General features: G+C 42.1%; 17 protein-coding genes. 6 read left to right on the top strand and 11 right to left on the bottom strand.

The window, feature by feature from the left end:
* From QM873_RS03950 to QM873_RS03940, 3 genes are read right to left on the bottom strand one after another with little or no spacing between them, the layout of a single operon-like run.
* Positions 1-1245 (bottom strand): FtsW/RodA/SpoVE family cell cycle protein, encoded by a 1245-nt coding sequence (locus tag QM873_RS03950; RefSeq protein ID WP_195348344.1) that lies wholly within the window; start codon positions 1243-1245, stop codon positions 1-3.
* 16 nt (positions 1246-1261) lie between these two features.
* Positions 1262-2269 carry a YeiH family protein gene (locus QM873_RS03945; protein WP_195348345.1) on the bottom strand — a complete coding sequence of 336 codons (1008 nt, stop codon included), beginning with the start codon at positions 2267-2269 and terminating at the stop codon, positions 1262-1264.
* Between the two features lies 1 nt (position 2270).
* The gene (locus QM873_RS03940; RefSeq protein ID WP_195348346.1) at positions 2271-4730 is read right to left on the bottom strand and encodes a bifunctional DnaQ family exonuclease/ATP-dependent helicase; all 2460 of its coding nucleotides are present in this window, start codon (positions 4728-4730) and stop codon (positions 2271-2273) included.
* Positions 4731-4888: 158 nt separating this feature from the next.
* Between QM873_RS03940 and QM873_RS03935 the strand changes: the two genes are divergently transcribed.
* On the top strand, positions 4889-5530 hold the full coding sequence (locus tag QM873_RS03935; RefSeq protein ID WP_129821904.1) for an MBL fold metallo-hydrolase: 642 nt from the start codon (positions 4889-4891) through the stop codon (positions 5528-5530).
* Positions 5531-5845: 315 nt separating this feature from the next.
* On the opposite strand, the gene ftsX is transcribed toward QM873_RS03935, so the two are convergent.
* The 3 genes from ftsX to prfB form a co-directional block, all read right to left on the bottom strand.
* Positions 5846-6772, bottom strand: a complete 927-nt coding sequence (gene ftsX, locus QM873_RS03930; RefSeq protein ID WP_048714915.1) for a permease-like cell division protein FtsX — start codon at positions 6770-6772, stop codon at positions 5846-5848.
* Entirely contained in the window at positions 6765-7457 is a 693-nt protein-coding gene (gene ftsE / locus QM873_RS03925) for a cell division ATP-binding protein FtsE (RefSeq protein WP_006595938.1), read from the bottom strand. The genes ftsX and ftsE overlap by 8 nt, the downstream gene beginning before the upstream one ends.
* Positions 7458-7499: 42 nt before the next feature.
* A protein-coding gene (prfB, locus tag QM873_RS03920; RefSeq protein WP_129821903.1) for a peptide chain release factor 2 occupies positions 7500-8595 on the bottom strand; the annotation gives its coding sequence in 2 pieces (ribosomal slippage) (positions 7500-8522 and positions 8524-8595; 1095 coding nt in all).
* Between the two features lie 197 nt (positions 8596-8792).
* On the opposite strand from prfB, the gene QM873_RS03915 reads away from it, so the two are divergent.
* Positions 8793-9650 carry a metallophosphoesterase gene (locus QM873_RS03915; RefSeq protein ID WP_129821902.1) on the top strand — a complete coding sequence of 286 codons (858 nt, stop codon included), beginning with the start codon at positions 8793-8795 and terminating at the stop codon, positions 9648-9650.
* 56 nt (positions 9651-9706) lie between these two features.
* Here QM873_RS03915 and QM873_RS03910 read toward each other — a convergent pair whose 3' ends face one another.
* The 3 genes from QM873_RS03910 to QM873_RS03900 all read right to left on the bottom strand — a co-directional run bounded on the left by QM873_RS03910 (position 9707) and on the right by QM873_RS03900 (position 13760).
* A complete protein-coding gene (locus tag QM873_RS03910) occupies positions 9707-10375 on the bottom strand; it encodes an MIP/aquaporin family protein (protein ID WP_129821901.1) in 669 nt (222 codons plus the stop codon).
* A 123-nt stretch (positions 10376-10498) separates the two neighbouring features.
* The gene (locus QM873_RS03905; RefSeq protein ID WP_414278845.1) at positions 10499-13183 is read right to left on the bottom strand and encodes a cation-translocating P-type ATPase; all 2685 of its coding nucleotides are present in this window, start codon (positions 13181-13183) and stop codon (positions 10499-10501) included.
* A 193-nt stretch (positions 13184-13376) separates the two neighbouring features.
* Entirely contained in the window at positions 13377-13760 is a 384-nt protein-coding gene (locus tag QM873_RS03900; RefSeq protein ID WP_129821899.1) for a YwiB family protein, read from the bottom strand.
* 110 nt (positions 13761-13870) lie between these two features.
* Between QM873_RS03900 and QM873_RS03895 the strand changes: the two genes are divergently transcribed.
* Genes QM873_RS03895 through QM873_RS03880 form a run of 4 tightly spaced genes read left to right on the top strand, consistent with a single transcriptional unit; the run spans position 13871 to position 18378 of the window.
* Positions 13871-15181, top strand: a complete 1311-nt coding sequence (locus tag QM873_RS03895) for an HD domain-containing protein (RefSeq protein ID WP_129821898.1) — start codon at positions 13871-13873, stop codon at positions 15179-15181.
* Entirely contained in the window at positions 15171-15980 is an 810-nt protein-coding gene (yidA, locus tag QM873_RS03890; RefSeq protein WP_414278844.1) for a sugar-phosphatase, read from the top strand. The genes QM873_RS03895 and yidA overlap by 11 nt, the downstream gene beginning before the upstream one ends.
* The gene (locus tag QM873_RS03885) at positions 15980-17194 is read left to right on the top strand and encodes an aminoacyltransferase (protein ID WP_414278843.1); all 1215 of its coding nucleotides are present in this window, start codon (positions 15980-15982) and stop codon (positions 17192-17194) included. The genes yidA and QM873_RS03885 overlap by 1 nt, the downstream gene beginning before the upstream one ends.
* Before the next feature lie 8 nt (positions 17195-17202).
* Entirely contained in the window at positions 17203-18378 is a 1176-nt protein-coding gene (locus QM873_RS03880; protein ID WP_414278842.1) for an aminoacyltransferase, read from the top strand.
* 78 nt (positions 18379-18456) lie between these two features.
* Here the strand turns inward: QM873_RS03880 and tpiA are convergent, their stop codons facing one another.
* Together tpiA and tuf are read right to left on the bottom strand one after the other, a co-directional pair.
* Entirely contained in the window at positions 18457-19215 is a 759-nt protein-coding gene (gene tpiA / locus QM873_RS03875) for a triose-phosphate isomerase (RefSeq protein WP_006595928.1), read from the bottom strand.
* A gap of 163 nt (positions 19216-19378) precedes the next feature.
* A complete protein-coding gene (tuf, locus tag QM873_RS03870) occupies positions 19379-20575 on the bottom strand; it encodes an elongation factor Tu (protein WP_006595927.1) in 1197 nt (398 codons plus the stop codon).
* Positions 20576-20743 lie beyond the last annotated feature (168 nt).

Raw genomic sequence — 20743 nt, 5'->3', positions numbered from 1 at the left:
TCAAATTATTCCTTTCTCGTGTAGTCGACTCAATTGTTTCTGTCTCAATAGTCGACTTTCTTTTTTCCGTTCTTCACTCACTCTATTTTGATGGCTCATGGATAACAATAAGCCAATCCCAATAAGGTTACTCACAATAGCGGATCCTCCTTGTGAGATAAAAGGCAAGGGAATTCCAGTGAGAGGCAAGATCCCAGTTACAGCCCCAATATTCTCAAATATGTGGAAGACCAACATCATGATGAAACCAGTTGAGATATAGGTGTAAAATTGATTATTGGATTTCAGGGTAATGCGCAACATCTTATAAACTAGAAACATGTATAAGAGAAGGAGGCACAGTCCTCCTACAAATCCAAAATCTTCCGCGATGACAGTAAAAATCATATCACTCTCCCTGACCGGGATTAACAGATTAGATACATTAAAACCTTGCCCCAATAGACCACCGCTGGCAATGGCCAGCTGTCCCTGAGCCTGTTGGAAGGTCATGGTTTGTGCATAATCAAAAGGATTCAACCAGGCTAAAATGCGATTCATCTGATAGGTGGGCATCCCCAGAGTTTGATGGAGAAAGGCCCGCCCACCGTCGGATAGAAAGACAGCCAAAAAGAGAGCAATTCCACCTGCGAGGGTCAAAAAGACTGGTAAAATGATTTTCCAAGAGACCCCTGAAATAAGGACTACTCCAGAGAAGATAGCCATAAATACCAAGGAGGTTCCAAAATCATGTTGAAAGGCTAGAAGCCCTAGGACCGGTATGGTATAGGCAGCAATTTGGAGAATGAGAAAAAAGTCTTTTTTTAGCGTCCGATCTTCTTCCCTATTGTTTCGTAAAAAATGAACAATCGCACGAGAGACCATCAAGATATAAGAAATTTTCATAAACTCTGATGGCTGAAAAAGGCTGATCCCCTTGTAGGCCACCCAGTTTTTAGAACCGGTCGAAGCAACCAGGTTTGGGTTGTAAAAATAAAGGGGCGAGACCATTAAGACCAAGCCAAAGACATACAAATAGGGCGTTACTTTCCATAAAAATTCTGTATTAAAGAGCATAACGACAAAACTAATCATACATCCTAAAACAATCCAGGCAACCTGTTGGCCTAAAATAGACCAAACCAAGTCAGGATAATCATTCGAAACTGCAATGTAGACTGCCACCACACCAAATGCTAATAATAACAAAACAGTGGTGATCAAGGAGAAATCTCCTCTAAGTTTGAAAGACTGACGTCTCTTCATTTCATCTCCCTTTCATTTAGATTCCTAAAATGTGTTGAAGTAGCAAACTAGAAATGGATACAGCTAGCCAGGCCACAAGGCCGATGAGGAGAGGAGCACCCCCCTGCTTACGGAAGGCCTGAATAGACACTTGACTTCCAATGCCAACCAAGGCCATGGCCATCAAATATTGTGACAACCATTTACAGAAGGGAATCCAAGAACTTGGAAACCAGCCAAAGGACGTCACTAAAGAAGCCAAAAGGAAGTAAAAAATAAACCAAGGAACAATTTTACTCAATGCCACTTGCTTGCCTTCTCGATCCTGTTTCGACCGTCCTAGTAGTTTTAGTCCCAACATCCCAAAACAGATTGGAATAATCATCAGAGCTCGGGTCAACTTTACAACCGTAGCCACTTCACCAGCTACTTTACTATAGGAAAATGCGGCCGCTACAACAGATGAGGTATCATTAATGGCCGTTCCTGCCCAAAAACCAAATTGCCGATCCGTCATAGCAAGGAGGTGACCAAAGAAAGGAAAGAGGAAAACCGCTAGAATATTGAAGAAAAAGATTGTCGACATGGACAGAGCGATGTCATTTTCATCAGCTTCTAGAACGGGAGAGGCTGCCGCGATTGCAGAACCTCCACAAATAGCTGTCCCCATTCCAACCAAGGCTGTTAAGATCTTTGGAGCTTTTAAGAGGTAGCCCATTGCAAAAGCAGAGAGAAAGGCAATACTGATAGTCGGTAAACTAATGACCAAAGAAGACAGGCCCAATTGGGTCACCTTTTGAAAGGACATGGTAAAGCCCATCAAGATAATGGAATATTGCAAGAGTTTTTTCCCTGAATAGGCTAGTCCCGGCCTGCTATTTTGAGGCAAGAGTTGACTAGCATTCAAGAGGATCCCACATAGGATAGCAAAGAGACTAGAGCCAAGGATAGGTACTGCTTTTCCTAACACCATAGATAGTCCTGCTGTGAGAGCGGCTAGCAAGACACCGGGAACATACTGAGTTCCATTGGGTTTTTGATTCATGTTAACTCCTAAATTGTTCAACAACTTCTTTTACTTCTCCTGTCTTAGCAATGACAAGAGGAGCTATTTTCTCTAAACTAGCTTGAATCTGCGAACCATATTGACGATTTAATAAGCGTTGATCTAATAAAATGACCAGAGATTCTTGCTCGCTCGAACGACTCGAGCGTCCAAGAGCCTGCTTCAAGCGTAAGATAGCTAGTGGCAAACTATAATCATAGAAAGGATTTTTCCCTTCTAGGCGCAAGGTTTCATGCAGCTTTTGTACAAAGAAATCACTTGGATTATCAAAAGGAATGCGAGGAATGACTTGAATGATTTTTGCTTGCTGGGCAAAATCGACCCCTTCCCAAAAACTACCGGATCCTAAAAGGACGGAAGCTTCCCCTCTATCAAATCGGCGTTTAATAGTTGCTGCTTCTCCATTCTTATACTGAGCCAGATGCCCCACTGTCATCAGCTGAGAAGTTGCTAAAAGCAAGTCCTTGGAAGTGAACAAGGCAAAGAGAGGCAAGCCAGTAGCTGTTAGATCATCCAAATAACTTGCTAAAGAGCTAGCTAATTCCTCTTGCGTCAAATTGGTCAAATCAGGAAATTCTCGATCGATGAAGATGGTTTGCCCTTGATGATAGGACAGTTCTTTCCCAATGAATTGGTAATTCTCAATTCCTAAAATCGAGGCTAGATTGACCTTTTTACTAATGGATAAGGTAGCTGAGACCAAGAGAAGTCTGGTAGTTGTTGGAATAAAGTCTTGAAGGGAAACCAAGCCCTCTCTTCCAGACTGCAAGCGAATTATCGGATGCTGATTCTCTTGTGTACGATCAATCCAAAAAATTTGAAAACGAGGATCAAAGACCGTTTTTAATGCAGCCAAGACTGGACTATCTAGTTCAGATAAATCCTGGCGAATTTTTTTCACCTGTTCCGGTGTTAGTTCGACCTTTCTGCTACCCGATTCAAGATGTTTGAGTAGAGCATTCAATTCAAATTGGAGACTCTCAAGGATCCGTCGTTTCAGCAAGGATTTTTCTATTTCTATCTCCCGTTGCAGATCTAGCATGAAATCTGATAATGATAAGGAAGCCCTTGAAAACTGCTCCAATGAAAAATAAAGTTTTTGTGCTTCATCCACCACTAGAGTCCGATTTTCTACTAGAGAAGGATCATCTTCTAATCGAGTCAATAAATAGGCATGATTGGTGAGCAAGACCCGACTCATTTTGGCTTTTTCTTGACCGAGATGCCAAAAATCTTCTGTGTAAAATAAAGATTTTTTTGATAGCTTTCCGTCATGACGGATTCGTTGAACAAAATTCCCGTAACGATGGAGCTGTCCCACTTCGTTTAGATCACCCGTCCTTGTTTGGGTCAGCCAGACTAGCAATTGCATTTTGAACCGATTCCAGAGGCGATTTTCCTCTGGTTCATGCAAGATTCGAAAGAACTCATCCAGTTTTAGATAATTTTGAGGACTCTTTAGGCTATGAAAAGAAGTCTGAAAAACGTCCTCAATCATCTTAGCTTCCTGTTGCATGATTTGGTCTTGTAAGACCTTGGTTGGAACACTGACAACAATCTGGTCCTTTGTATGCGCTAGTAAGGGAAGGAGGTAGCCATAGGTTTTTCCAATCCCAGTAGGTCCCTCGATAAAGGTTGCTACTTCTCTTGAAGACTGAAGACTTTCTTCAATTGACTGGGCAAACTCTTGTTGCAAGGGACGGGGTTCCATGCCCATTAACTGGATATTAATATCAAACTGATCAGAAAAATTCTTGGCATCTCTTTTGATCAGAGGCTTACGAAGAAAAATCCCATGGTGAGATGTCAAGTCCTCTTTATGAAAAGCTCCCGCATCCTCGAATGCATCCTCTATCAAGAGTCTCGACTCGTAAATCAGATTATCAGAAAATGATAGCAAGGTTTCCACCAATTCCCTTGGTAAGGAAGCAATCGTTTCACGAAGCTTAAGAAATAGCTGGGCGGTTGCTTGCGCATCAGAAATAGCTGAGTGAGCATGGTCTAGAGGAATCGCCAATTCTTCACACAGGCTACTTAAATTGTATCTTTCTAATGTTGGGAAAAAGACTTGGGCCAATTCAACCGTATCGATCCGGGGGGTTATGAGCTCAAAGCCTTCCCAAAACAATGATTCTGCCAAGAGATTGGCATCAAATTTGACATTATGAGCCACAAAGACAGCATCTTCAATCAGTTCGTATACTTGTCTGGCCACCTGTGAAAAGTCAGGGGCCTTCCTGAGTTGCTGATTGGTAATCCCAGTCAGTTGACGAATATGTTCGTCTAGTTCCTCATGCGGATTGACATCAGTCTCATAGGTCTCTACAATCTGCCCATCTTGAATGATGACAATCCCGATTTGAATAATTTTTGCATTGCTGCTTGCACTGGTCGCTTCTAGGTCCACGACAGCATATTTTCTTTTAACATTCGTCGTCATAGCACTTAAAATTATATCATTTTCCGACTCGCTTTGCTTGGTATTTTATGACATTGAAAGGACCAAATCCAGCCAAGCGACGATTCTTCGGTTTCTAGAGGCGTTTTAGTCAGCTATTTTACAATATTTTTGATAGACTAATAGAGAAAGGAGCTCTTATGAAAATCCACCGCATTGTCAATCCCATCGCTTATGAAAACACCTACTTGCTTGAAAACGAGGACTATCTTCTGGTCGTTGATCCTGGGAGTGCTTGGGAACAAATTCGCAGCCGCATCGATCAACTCGCAAAACCAATTGCTGCTATTCTCCTCACCCATACCCACTACGACCATATCATGAGTTTAGAGAAGGTGCGGGAAACTTATGGCCATCCACCTGTTTATGTAGATGCTCATGAAGCAGCCTGGCTTCAAAGTCCTGTGGACAATCTTTCTGGTTTAGACCGCCATTCTGATTTAACGGATGTGGTCTGCCAGCCAGCCGAAGAGCATTTTGAATACCGAACAGATTATCATTTGAAGAACTTCCATTTTTATGTTCTTCACACACCAGGACATTCCATCGGAGGGGTCTCCTTGGTCTTTCCTGATGACCACCTTGTCTTGACAGGAGATGCTCTTTTCCGAGAAACCATTGGACGGACCGATTTGCCAACAGGAAGCGGTCCCCAACTCCTTGAAAGTATTGAGACACAATTGCTCACTCTTCCATCCTCTTATGCAGTATACCCAGGACATGGGAATGATACCACTATCGGTCATGAAAAAATGTTTAATCCCTTCTTTCGAAATCGATAAAAAAGGAAGTTCAAAAGAACTTCCTTTCAATTTAAAAATAAAGTCCTCTAAAAAACTTTCCTTAGGTGAGCACGGACGTTAGCGAACTTCTCCGAAGTTCCATAACTTAGTTTTGAACCTAAGGTTTCAAAACTCCCGAGTGCCTGAAATCGAATTTTTACAGTCACTTTTCTCACAGCGGAAAGTTTTTAATCTTCTTAATTGACTAAAATATTATAAGTTGTTTTTTGAAAATCATCTAGCTAATTTATTTAAAATAACAGTTTATTTGCATTAAAAAAGGAAGTTCTTTTGAACTTCCTTTTTTGTATAATCTTAAATCTTCAAGAAACGTCTCATTGAAATAGATGAGCCAAGTGCTCCAATTAAAATACCGAGACCAAACAGTCCTCCGACCATAATCGGAACAAGAAGGTTTGGACTATATAAGAACAATTTCTGATCTTGTAGGGTATTGTACATGGACTTGTAGACAATATTATAGACATAATAAAGCAAGAGAGCTGGTGGAATTGCACCAATCAAGCCAATCCAGGCACCTTCCAGAAGGAATGGCGCACGAATATAGCCACTTTTAGCCCCTACCAGACGCATAATCTTGATTTCTCGACTTCGTGAAATAATGGTAATCCGAATCGTATTAGAAATCAAGAAGACTGCGATAAAGATTAGTAAAGCGGCACCAATCAAGCCCCAAATACGGATGAAGTTCCCTAGAGCAAAGAGACGTTGAGTATCAACTCCCCCGTCTTTTACTTCAGATACCCCTTCGATTTTCTTAGCGGCTTTAGAGACTTCTTTCACATACTTAGGAGCCGTTGTCTCTACAAAATAGGCGTCATAGAGTGGATTGGCATCTCCGTCAAAAATTTTCCAGTTGTTACCGGCAGTCTTGATCAAGTTTTCATATTGTTCTTCCTTGCTGGAGAACTCAACTTTATCAACATTCTTCATGGCTGTCAACGCATTGTAGACTTTTTTGTAGTCCTCATTATCAACCATCTGGCCTTCTTTTTCGATCTGCTGGCTTTGATCTTGGATATCCTTACGCATATAGACAACAATCCGTACACTATTTTGAATATCATCTGATAGCTTGATCGTATTCGCAATAACTGAGGCAAAAATCGCTACAAGTCCAAGTGTAATCATCACCGAACTAACCGCAGCAATGGTCATCCAGCCATTCCGTTTTAAACTTTTAAATGATTCAATGAGATGGCGGAAAAATCTTCTAATCATCGTATCCGTACTCTCCTTCCGCTTCATCCCGTACAACACGGCCATTTTCAATGGCGATAACACGGTGACGAAGTGTATTTACAATTTGGCTATTATGAGTCGCCATCAAAACAGTGGTACCTTGCAAATTAATTCGCTCTAAGAGGTTCATAATTTCCCAAGAGTTATCTGGGTCCAAGTTCCCTGTTGGTTCGTCCGCAATCAATACTTTAGGATTGTTGACGATGGCACGCGCGATAGCGATCCGTTGTTGCTCACCACCTGAAAGCTCATTTGGGAAGGAACGAACCTTGTGTTTTAAACCAACAAGGTCTAAAACTTCCATAACGCGTTTTTTAATGTTGCGACGACGCTCTCCGATTACTTCCATTGCGTAGGCAATATTTTCATAAACGGTCTTTTTAGGAAGCAATTTGTAGTCTTGGAAGACTACCCCAACGTTCCGACGCAACATCGGAATATCGCGTTTTTTGATTTTATCTAAATCAAAACCAGCAACTTTCAAGCTACCTTTATCATGCTTCACCTCACGGTAAAGCAAGCGAATAAAGGTTGATTTACCTGCACCAGAAGGTCCTACAATATAGGCAAATTCTCCTGGTTCAATATGAACGGTCACTCCTCGAAGAGCTGTCGTTCCGTTGTCATACTTTTTGACAACATCTTTCATTTCAATCATTGACATGTATTGAAAATTCCTTTCCACATTTTATATAGAAGGAGGACTTTAATTGAGACGCCATTTTAAATAGGCATCAATAAAGCCATCAATATCTCCGTCCATTACTTTATCAACTTGGGCTACTTCATAGCTTGTACGGTGATCCTTCACCATGGTATATGGTGTAAAGACGTAGGAGCGAATCTGACTTCCCCAGGTGATTTCTTTTTTATCACCTTTTAAGGAATCTACTTCAGCTGCCTTCTTTTCTTGCTCCAATTGATAAAGTTTCGCCTGCAACATTTTCATTGCACGGTCACGGTTTCCGTACTGAGTCCGGTCAACCGTCGAAGCAACTACAATCCCTGTTGGGATGTGAGTCAAACGAACACCTGTAGAAACCTTGTTGACATTTTGTCCACCAGCTCCACCCGAACGGAAGGTATCCATCTTGATATCATCATCTCGGACTTCCACTTCAATGGTATCATCCAATTCTGGCATGACTTCAACTGATGTGAAGGATGTATGGCGACGTTTAGCTGAGTCGAATGGCGAGATCCGTACCAAACGGTGAACGCCCATTTCAGATTTCAACAAGCCATAGGCATGCGGTCCTTCAAAAGACAAGGTAACAGATTTAATCCCAGCCTCGTCTCCTGCCTGATAGTCCAAGACTTCCACCTTGAAGCCATGAGCATTTCCGAAGCGGGTATACATCCGAAGAAGCATATCTCCCCAGTCCTGAGCCTCAGTACCACCAGATCCCGGATGGATTTCCAAGATTGCATTATTATTATCATAGGGTTCTGATAAGAGAAGCGTCATCTCATAACTGGTCATCATCTTATCCAACTCTGTCAACTTCTCTTCTAGCTCTTCGTGAACGGATTCATCTTCTGAGAGAAACTCAAGAAGGATTTCGGATTCATCAAACAAGTCTGTCATTTGATGGAAATTCTCATAGGTTTGTTTCAACTCATTTAATTCCTGGGATGTCTTTTGCGCCGCAATATTATCATCCCAAAAATCAGGTTCTGTCATTTTGTTTTCCAAAATGGCAATTTCTTCTTCCAGACCCTCTAAGTCAAAGAGACCCCCTGAAAGAAGCTAATTTTTCACGATTCGCGTCAATTTTCTGACGGATTTCTGAAATATCCATAAGTACCTCTTTCTAAGTATCAGTCTATTATACCACAAACCCCGTCATTTGCACATAGTAAGAGATAGTAAGAATAGTTTACCCTACAAAAATCGCATAAAACCAGGTCGTTGTCACCTCCCTTGTTACATAATTGTTAGATTTGTTACATGTTGGTTACCTTTCTCTTTCTCATCAACTTATGATACACTAGTGATATGACACGTATTGGTTTTATGAGTGACCTGCACCTGGATTCCAATCAGTTTGGCGAGGCCGAACGCATGCAACTCCTGCAGGTCCTACAAGAAGAACAGATTGATCATCTTCATCTAGCTGGAGACATCTCTAATGACTTTAAACAGATAAGCCTTCCCTTCATTCAGGACCTCCAAAGACAGCTTCCTGTCTCCTTTAACCTGGGCAATCACGATATGCTATCTCTTTCAGAAGAAGAAATCAAGCAGTATGATTTTCAGGTCCAGACCTTTGGAGACAGCCATTTAGTATCTCTTGCTGGATGGTACGATTATAGCTTTGTTCCTGAAAAGAGCAAGGAAGCCCACCTGCGTACCAAGAATACTTTCTGGTTTGATCGAAGATTGGAACGTCCTTTAGATGATCCAACCATCACGCAAGAAGATCTCTTCCGATTGGATCAGGTCCTCGCTTCTTTAGATGGTAGAATCATCGTCGCTCTTCACTTTGTCCCCCACAAGGACTTCCTCGTTAGTCACCCCTACTTTCAGAAATTCAACGCCTTCTTAGGTAGTCAAGCTTTTCACGATCTCTTTGTAAAGCACGAGGTAGCTGATGTCGTCTTCGGACACTTGCATCATCGCCATCCTTCCAGAGCCATCGATAACGTCCATTATCACATGCGGCCTCTTGGCTATATTCGAGAATGGCAACTGACAGAAGACTTTTTCAAGGCCTATCCACAGTACAAGATCCCTCACATGTATCGTCTTCATAAACGCTACAACGCTGTGAAAGACTTACCTGAATTTCATCAATACAAAAGACAGCAGTTAGCAAGCGAATTTCGTCAGGCTTTAACCATCCTTGACTGCTAAAAAGAAAAAGATTTCGACCCCACAGGGAATCGAAATCTTTTTTTCGTTAAAATAGCTTAAGCTTCAGTTTCAAGGAGATTCTTTGCAACAAGCGCTGCCAAGACACCACCAACGATTGGAGCAAGGATAAAGATCCAAATTTGTTGGAGGGCTGCACCACCTACAAAGAGTGCAGGAGCCAAGCTACGAGCTGGGTTTACAGAAAGACCTGTAATGTTCAAACCTACAAGAATGATCAAGGTCAAGCTCAAACCGATGACAAGACCAGCAATCTTCCCGTTTCCTTTAGAAGCTGATGTCACTGTCATGATGACCAAGATAAAGATAAAGGATGCAATCACTTCAAACAAGAAACCGCCAAATGGAGTTACTCCTTTAGCCAAGGCATTTTCACCAAGACTAGCTGTTGACATCCCTGAATTAGACAAAAGGAAGAAGACAGAAGCAGTCGCAAGGAAAGCTCCTACTACTTGCGCTACAATGTAGTTGACTAAGTCTTTAGATGACAAGCGTTTGTTGACAAACATAGCAATCGAAACAGCAGGATTCAAGTGAGCACCAGAAACAGTCCCAATAGAGTATGCAGCTGCAACAATGGACAAACCAAATGCCAAGGCAATTCCTAAATGCCCAAGACCTTCTGTCCCATTTCCAAAAACAACTGCGCCAGTCCCGATAAAGACAAGCATATATGTGCCGATTACTTCAGCAAAAAACTTTTTCATAATATAAGTTTCCTTTCTTCAAACTGTTGTCTAGTTTATCAAAAATCCAGTCTTGCCTCAAGAAATATGCCCAGACATCTCTGCACACAAAAAAGCCATCCGAAGATGACTTTTGATACGCGTTTAAATGGCGTTTTTATCCTTACCAAGTGCACGTTGAACGGCTTTGACAATCTCAACCAAAACAACAATCATAAGGGCACCTACAGCAACAACTAACCATTGCGTCAAGCTCAAATGAGACACGTGGAAGAGTTTATTGAATCCAGGTACCATAATCGTCGCCATTAAGAGAATAAAGGCAACTGGGATGGACCAGTTAAAGGTCTTGTTCTTGAAGAGTCCCACTTTAAAGATAGATTGGTAAACAGACTTGACGTTAAAGGCATGGAGTAATTGGATCAATCCAAGAGTCGCAAAGGCCATGGTCAAAGCATCTGCATGGATTTCTGCTCGGGTAGAGTGTTCAGGAAAAATCAAAGCCCAACCGTAAACACCAAGTACCAAGATAGTTTGGAAGATCCCTTGATAGAGGATAGCGCCGAAAACCCCACCGTCAAAGAAATTAGATTTGCGGCCACGAGGTTTGTGGGTCATGACACCTGGCTCAGCTGGTTCCACACCAAGAGCGATGGCTGGAAGCGTGTCGGTTATCAAGTTGATCCAGAGAAGATGTACTGGTTGCAACACATCCCAACCAAAGAGGGTTGCAAAGAAGATGGTGAAGACTTCAGCCATATTGGCAGACAAGAGGTATTGGATAGATTTTTGGATATTGGAGAAGACCTTACGTCCTTCTTCTACCGCTACGATAATGGTTGCAAAGTTATCATCAGCAAGGACCATATCAGAAGCTCCCTTAGAAACTTCTGTACCTGTAATCCCCATACCGATACCGATGTCAGCTGTCTTAAGTGAAGGCGCATCGTTAACCCCGTCACCTGTCATAGCAACAACCTTACCTTCTTTTTGCCATGCTTTCACGATACGAACCTTGTGCTCAGGTGATACACGAGCGTAAACAGAGTATTGCTTGAAGACCTTTTGGAATTCTTCATCAGAGAGTTCATTCAACTCAGCTCCTGTAAAGACGTGGTCTTCTGTATCATTTGGATCGATGATTCCAAGACGTTTGGCAATGGCTTCCGCTGTATCTTGGTGGTCACCTGTGATCATGATTGGGCGGATACCTGCTTCCTTAGCGACACGTACAGCTTCGGCAGCTTCTGGACGCTCAGGGTCAATCATGCCGACCAAACCAGAGAAGATGAGGTCAGACTCAACAATTTCAGATTCCAAGGTTGGGATTTCCTTGCTTGTCTTATAAGCCATCATCAAGACACGAAGGGCTTGTTTGGCCAAGTCTTTGTTGATTGCAAGGATAGCTTTCTTGTCTTCTTCTGTGATAGGGCGAACTTCCCCATTTACTTCAATACGTGTCACACGCTTGAGCAATTGGTCAGGCGCACCCTTGACAGCGATAAAGTATGAACCATCAGCTTCCTTATGGATAGTCGACATAAGCTTACGGTCTGAGTCAAATGGTAATTCAGCAACACGTGGCTCATCCTTCAAGACTTCACGAACATCAAAGTTGTGGTCCAAACCAAACTGTACAAGAGCAGTTTCAGTAGGGTCACCGATCAATTTGCCAGATGGATCCACCTTGGTATCATTGGCAAAGTTCATGATACGGAGGGTATTATTGTTAGCAGCAATTTCAGCTGCCGAACTTTGCAATTGACCATTGGTATAAACTTTTTCAACCGTCATTTGGTTCATAGTCAAGGTACCTGTTTTATCAGATGCGATGATTTCTGTTGAACCAAGAGTTTCAACCGCTGGCAATTTGCGGACAATCGAATTACGTTTTGCAAGGGTTGTAGTTCCCAAAGATAGAACGATAGTTACAATGGCAGGAAGCCCTTCTGGAATAGCCGCTACTGCAAGGGCAACCGCCACCATCAAGCCTTCTAATGGATGTTCACCACGAACAAAGACTCCAACCAAGAAGGTAATCACTGCAATCACAATGATTAAGTAAGTCAAGGCCTTAGATAATTGTTCCAGGCTTTGCTTCAATGGTGTCTCTGTCTCGTCGGCATTAGCCAACATATCTGCAATCTTACCAACTTCTGTATACATACCAGTGTTAGTCACAACACCAATACCACGACCGTAAGTTACGTTTGAGTTTTGGTAACCCATGTTAACACGATCCCCGATACCAGCATCTGCTTCAACAAGTCCTGTCACATCTTTTTCAACTGGGACAGACTCCCCTGTAAGTGCTGCTTCTTCTATTTTAAGAGAAGCTGCTTCAAACAAACGCATATCTGCAGGCACGACATCTCCCGCTTCAAGCAAGACGATATCTCCAGGTACCAATTCTTTTGAGTCAATCTCAATCACATGACCATCACGACGAACACGGGCCATCGGGCTAGACATATTTTTCAGAGCTTCAATGGCTGCTTCTGCTTGCCCTTCTTGGTAAACCCCAAAGGCAGCATTCAAGACAACAACGGCCAAGATGATAATGGCATCCGTTAGACCGTCCATTCCTTCTGTAATCACAGAAAGTGCCGCTGCCGCAAGCAAGATGATAATCATCAAATCCTTAAATTGATCAAGGAATTTAGCTAGTAGGCTCCGTTTTTCGCCCTCTTCCAACTCATTGCGACCATAAGTCACTAAGCGTTCTTGAGCCTGGGCAGTTGACAAACCTTCAACGGATGAGTCCAAGTTCTTTAGGACTTCTTCTGAGGTCTGTGTGTAAAACAAGTCTTTATTTTGTTCTTTTGACAAAACAGTCTCCTCCTTTTTGGCCTCTTTTTACAAAAAAAGAGACCTGTTTTTTTAAAAAAAAAGTCTCGCTGTTTAATATAGTGCCGGAAATAATTCGTAATGACGACACTATCGCGGTTAACCGCCAGCTACTCCCTTGAGTGGTTTCATTATACCACAACTCGTAAAAAAATCAAGAAAAACTACTGATAAACTAGTCTTCCCATGTCACTTCTAATCGATAGGTCGCAAACTGTTGACTTCCGTCTGCCGTTAACAACTGATAGGACAAACCAAGCCTATTTTGCTCCAATCTATATTCCTGAGTATCAATCACAAACTGCTGCATGCCTAGGGGAGTTGGAATGAGCGCATGACCTTTCTCTGAAGCTATAAATTTCATGATGGATTTTGGCGTTGAAAAGCGCGTCATGGTCAATTCTTGATCATGAAATTTCAAAGCGACTTTTTCGCCTTCTTCGTTAACGTAAAGCAGATAGTGATAGCCGCCTCTTTCCTTCCATTCCCCTTCGTAATATTGGTCCATCACTTCCACTTGATCATCAAATTGAATCTGATTTTGTATTCTAATCTTCAAAAGTTCCCATCCTTTCCCTCTTTCCTTTATTTTACCAAAAACTTCTTTCTTTTTGCTATTGCAACCATCTCTCGATACCAATTTAGGCCGTTTTCTGCTATAATAGAGGCATGAATGAAAAAGTATTTCGGGATCCTGTGCACAACTATATTCACGTGGATCACCCAGTCATTTACAAGCTCATTAATACAAAAGAATTTCAACGACTACGTCGCATCAAACAGTTAGGAACCTCTGGGTTTACCTTTCATGGGGGCGAGCATAGTCGTTTTTCGCACTGTCTAGGAGCCTATGAAATTGCTCGGCGCATCCTATCAATCTTTGATGAGAAATACACCGACCAATGGGACTCAAGCGAATCCCTTCTCACCATGGTTGCCGCCTTGCTCCATGATATCGGACACGGTGCTTATTCGCATACCTTTGAAGGGCTATTTGATACAGATCATGAAAAAATGACCCAGGAAATTATTACCTGTCCTGAAACAGAAATCTACCAGGTATTAATTCAAGTAGCACCAGACTTCCCTCAAAAGGTAGCCAGTGTTATCGACCACACCTACCCTAATAAACAGGTGGTGCAGTTAATCTCTAGTCAGATTGATGTCGATCGCATGGATTACCTTCTACGAGACGCCTACTTCACTGGTGCTTCTTACGGAAATTTTGATTTAACTCGTATATTGCGTGTCATTCGCCCAGTAGAAAACGGAATTGCTTTTCAGGTCAATGGGATGCATGCGGTTGAAGATTATGTTGTTTCTCGCTATCAAATGTATATGCAGGTCTACTTTCATCCAGCCACCAGAGCAATGGAAGTCCTATTGCAGAACCTGCTCAAGCGGGCACGTCATCTCTACCTTGCGCATAAAGAGTTCTTTCGAGCGACTTCTCCTCGACTGATTCCATTTTTTGAACACCAAGTTAGCCTAGCCGATTACTTGGCTTTGGACGACGGCGTTATGAATACCTACTTTCAATCTTGGATGGAGAGTCCTGACTCCGTACTCTCTGATTTGGCCCAGCGTTTTATCAATCGCAAGGTTTTCAAATCCATTCTCTTTCAAGATAAGGATGAAGAACAATTAGCTGCTCTCAAACAATTGATTCAAGAGGTCGGTTTTGATCCAACCTATTATACGGCTATTCATCGAAACTTTGACCTTCCTTACGACGTTTACCGACCTGATTCAGAAAAACCTCGTACTCAAATTGAGATCATCCAGAAGGATGGAAATTTAGCTGAGCTATCCCTTCTCTCTCCTATCGTTGCTTCCTTAGCCGGTAGCAGACAAGGGGATAACCGCTTCTATTTCCCAAAAGAAATGTTGCTTGAAAATAGCTTATTTACACCTCAACTACAATTATTCCAGTCCTATATTGTTAACGATACCTTCACAGGAGAAAAAGATGAACATTAAACTTGTTGCACTTGATATCGATGGGACTCTTTTAACATCTGACGGCCAAATAACCCCCGAAGTTTTTCAAGCCATCCAAGATGCCAAAGCTCAAGGGGTCCATGTTGTCTTAGCAACTGGTCGTCCTCGTTCTGGTGTCCTTCGATTGTTAGAAGAACTTCATTTGGATCAACCAGGTGACCTGGTCATCACCTTCAATGGAGGACTGATTCAAGACGCCCATACTGGCGAAACGCTCTATGAAGAACACCTCTCCTACAATGACTATTTAGATATTGAAGCGCTAGCTCGCAAATTAGCGGTTTCTATGCACGCTAGTACCAAGTCTGGCATTTATACAGCTAATCGTAACATTGGTACCTACACTGTCCATGAAGCCAAACTGGTCCACTCGGATCTTTTCTACCGCACTCCTAAAGAAATGGAGCATCATACAGTGCTCAAATGTATGTATGTCGATGAACCGGAAGTCTTAGAAAGAATCATCTCCTCTATTCCAGATAGTTTTTACGATCGTTTTACGATTGTTCGTTCTGCACCTTTTTACCTTGAGATTTTGCCTAAAACAGTTGATAAGGGTCAGGCCCTCTTACACTTAGCGTCCAAGTTAAACCTAAGTCCAGACCAGGTGATGGCGGTCGGCGATCAAGAAAACGATCAGGCCATGCTAGAGGTTGCTGGTCTCCCAGTCGCGATGGACAATGCTAGTCCTGAATTAAAAAAGATTGCGAAAGTTGTTACGCGATCCAACGATGAGTCGGGTGTTGCTTACGCCCTTAGAAAGTGGGTACTCCATTAATGTATACTTACAAAATCGGCATTACTGCCGAGGAACATGATGAATTCGTTAAAACTAGCCCCCAAACCAATTTGCTTCAGAGCTCCGATTGGGCAAAGATCAAAGACAACTGGGGCAATGAGCGCCTTGGCGTTTACCAAGATCACAAACTAGTCGCTGTCGCAAGTATTTTAATCCAGCCACTTCCACTTGGTTTTACCATGCTCTATATCCCACGTGGACCTATTATGGATTACCAAAACAGCGAATTAGTAGCCTTCATGCTCCAATCCATCAAAACATATGCTAAAAGCAAGCGTGCTGTCTTCGCCAAGTTTGATCCCTCTCTTTTCCTAAGAAAAGGATTAATCGGCCAAGAAACAAGTGATCAAGAGGCTACTTTGGCGATTATCCAATCCTTAAAAGAATGTGGAGTGGAATGGGTTGGACGGACAGAAGACATGGGAGAAACCATTCAACCACGTTTCCAGGCCAATATCTATAAGGAATACTTCACTGAGGATCAACTGTCCAAATCCACCAAGCAAGCCATTCGGACTGCTCGAAATAAAGGAGTTGAAGTCATCTTTGGAGGCACTGAACTCTTAGACGAATTTGCAGCTCTGATGAAAAAGACAGAAGCACGAAAAGGCATCCATCTTCGTGGAAGAGACTATTATGAGAAACTGCTAACAACCTATGCAGGACAATCTTATATCACTCTCTCAAGAATTAACTTAGCTCAACGTCTTGCTTCACTCAAGGAACAGCTGGAAAAAAACCAAGCCGAAGCTAGTCGTTTTAACGAAAAAACAAAACCAGGCAAGATCGATAATAACCGACAAGAAAAAGAACGCTTGGAAGAAGAAATCCAATTTCTCCTTCAAGAGCTAAAAGCAGGCCAAGAGATTGTTTCTCTTTCTGGAACCTTAACTCTTGAATTTGGAGGCACTTCAGAGAATGTCTATGCAGGAATGGATGAGAACTTCCGCCGCTATCAACCAGCTATTTTGACTTGGTATGAAACAGCCCAGCATGCCTTTGACCGTGGAGCTACTTGGCAAAATATGGGAGGAGTTGAGAACCAGTTAGATGGAGGACTCTACCACTTCAAGTCAAAATTTAATCCAATGATCGAAGAATTTGTTGGCGAATTCAACCTCCCAACTAGCATGCTTTATCCCCTTGTTAACAAGGCCTATCAGTTACGAAAAAAACTAAGAAATAAACAGTAAGGTGACCTATGACATTCAAGATTATTGGTAGGGAAGATTTTTACCAACACTCTCTTACTACTTCCAATCACTCTTTTTTACAGAGTATTGAAATGGCTGATTTGCTTCATAAAAGAGGCGCAACCATTCACTATATTGGATGGGAAGAGCAAGGAACATTAGCTATCTCTGCCATTTTATACAGCCTACCTATGACGGGAGGCCTGCATTACGAAATCAATAGCGGGCCAATCGTTACGGATACTCGTTACCTACCAGATTTTTACAAAGCAGTGCAGGCTTATGTAAAAGAAAATGGTGGTATCGAATTCATTTTAAAACCCTATGACCACTATCAAGTTTTCGATAGCAATGGCAATCCGACTGAAGAAGAGCAAAAACAGCTTCTCCAATCATTACTGGATCTTGGCTATCAATTTGATGGATTACAAGTGGGCTATCCTGGAGGAGAGCCTGTTTGGCATTATCTGAAGGACCTCACCGATTTTGATGCCAAATCTCTCCTAAAATCCTTCAACAAGAACTGTAGCCGGAATATTACGACTGCCCTCAACTATGATATTTCCATTCGAAATATTAGGAGAGAGGAAATCCCTCAGTTTAAACAAATTATTGAGGAAACTGGAAAACGTCAAGGCTTTGAAGACAAGAGCCTGGACTACTACTACGATCTCTATGATACCTTTGGAGACAAGGCAGAATTTCTCATTGCTGAAATCAATACAGCAGATGCAATCGCTTACTTAGACCAGAAGATTTCCTTGCTCAATCCTTCATCCAAACAATATGAGCAACAATTGCAAAAATTAGAGAAACAAAAGACAATTGTCCGGGAGACCTTGGCGGACGAAACGGTTGAAACAGTACCCTTAGCCTGCGCCCTGATCATCTATAATCCATCAGAAGTGACCTATTTGTTTGGTGGTTCGTATACCAAATATCAGAAATTCTCTGCAGCCTTCTTGATTCAATACCATGCCATGAAGCGTGCACTAGAAAAAGGAATCACCTTATACAATTTCCTTGGTATTCAAGGGATCTTCGACGGTTCAGACGGCGTTCTTCGTTTTAAACAAAACTTCAATGGCTATATCGTTCGTAAGATGGGAACCTTCCGTTATTACCCAAATCCTCTGAAATTTAAAGCCTTGTCCTTGATCAAACGAATCTTAGGACGCTCATAAAAAAACAAAAGCCAGCTTACTAGCTGGTTTTTTTAAGATAAAAAAAGACGAGAAATCTCTCGTCTTATATATTTTCGATTAGTTTACGAAGTTCAACAATGCCAAGAAGCTTTCTGGATCAAGTGATGCACCACCAACAAGAGCTCCATCAACGTCTGGACAAGCCATGTACTCAGCAACGTTTTCAGGTTTCACTGAACCACCGTATTGGACACGTACTTTGTCAGCTACTTCTTGACCGAAGTCAGCAGCTACAACGTCACGAACCACTTTACACATTTTTTGTGCATCGTCTTGTGATGCAGATTTACCAGTACCGATCGCCCAGATTGGCTCATAAGCGATAACAGATGCAGCTACTTGCTCAGGAGTCAAACCAGCCAAAGCAGCAGATACTTGAGCACCTACGAATTCAGCCGCTTTACCAGCTTCGTAAGTTTCAAGACTTTCACCACAACAGATGATTGGAAGCAAACCATTAGCAAAGATTGCTTTTGCTTTTTTGTTGATGTCTTCGTCTGTTTCGTGGAAGTAATCACGACGTTCTGAGTGACCGATCACAACATAGTCCGTACCGATTTCTTTCAAAACTTGTGGGCTAGTTTCACCAGTGAAGGCACCAGCGTTTTCAAAGTAGCAGTTTTGAGCAGCAACTTTAAGGTTTGAACCTTTAGCAGCAGCAAGAACAGTTGTCAAGTCAAGAGCAGGTGCAGCAATCCCAGCTTCAACAAGATCAGATGAAGGAAGTTTTGATGCTACTGCTTCAACGAATGCTTTAGCTTCTTCTGGGTTTTTGTTCATTTTCCAGTTACCAGCAATAAATGGTTTACGTGACATTTCACATACCTCGTTTTTCTAATTTTATACTAACTATTTTACCATAATTTTCGTGATAATGAAAGGTTGCACAAACTCTTTTACTTTATAAAACAATAAAAACCCCGTCTTCACGGGGTTTTCTGTCTGTCTATATAATTGTTAATCTGGGAACTAGATCGAATTAAGCTTCGATTTCAGTAACCATACCTGAACCAACAGTACGTCCACCTTCACGGATTGAGAATGTAGTACCTTGTTCAACGGCGATTGGGTGGATCAACTCAACGTCGATAGTCACGTTATCACCAGGCATTACCATTTCAGTTCCAGCTGGAAGTTCGATAGATCCAGTTACGTCAGTTGTACGGAAGTAGAACTGTGGACGGTAGTTGTTGAAGAATGGAGTATGACGTCCACCTTCTTCTTTAGTAAGGATGTAAACTTCACCTTTGAATTTAGTGTGTGGGTTGATTGAACCTGGTTTAGCGATAACTTGTCCACGTTCGATTTCATCACGTTGGATACCACGAAGAAGCACACCAACGTTGTCCCCTGCAAGACCTTCGTCAAGTTGTTTACGGAACATTTCAACACCAGTAACAACCGCTTTTTGGATTTCTTCTTTAATACCAACGATTTCGATTTCGTCGTTGACTTTAACGATACCACGGTCGATACGTCCTGATGCTACAGTACCACGTCCAGTGATTGAGAATACGTCTTCGACTGGAAGAAGCAATGGTTTGTCAGTATCGCGTTCTGGTTCTGGGATGTACTCATCAACAGTGTTCATCAAGTCCATGATGATGTCTTCGTATTTAGCATCACCTTCAAGAGCTTTAAGAGCTGAACCTTGGATAACTGGAAGGTCATCACCTGGGAAATCGTATTCTGAAAGAAGGTCACGGATTTCCATTTCAACCAATTCAAGCAATTCTTCATCGTCAACCAAGTCAACTTTGTTCATGAAGACGATCAAGTGTTTAACACCAACCTGACGTGAAAGAAGGATGTGCTCACGAGTTTGTGGCATTGGTCCGTCAGTTGAAGCTACTACAAGGATAGCTCCGTCCATTTGAGCGGCACCAGTGATCATGTTTTTAACGTAGTCCGCGTGTCCTGGAGCGTCGATGTGAGCGTAGTGACGTTTTTCAGTTTCGTACTCAACGTGCGCAGTGTTGATAGTGATACCGCGTTCGCGTTCTTCTGGAGCAGCATCGATAGACGCATAGTCTTTAGGTTGGTTAACTGATGAAGGCAAGCGACGTGCCAAAACAGTTGTGATAGCTGCAGTTAGGGTAGTTTTACCGTGGTCAACGTGTCCGATAGTACCAATGTTAACGTGTGGTTTACTACGATCGTATTTTTCTTTTGCCATTTGAGTAAAAGCCTCCAATAAAATATATTTTATAGATAGACAGTAGGCAATACAGTCTAACTTTCCTTACTATTTTATCAAATTTCGTCTAAATTGCAAGTGTTTTACTAGCTTTTTTTCTTATTTCTTTTTTCTTAAAGGAATTTATCCAAATGAAAGTTTGTGAAA

Source organism: Streptococcus australis (assembly GCF_047463015.1).
Taxonomy (GTDB): domain Bacteria; phylum Bacillota; class Bacilli; order Lactobacillales; family Streptococcaceae; genus Streptococcus; species Streptococcus australis_F.
This window is presented reverse-complemented; position numbering and strand designations above follow the sequence as displayed.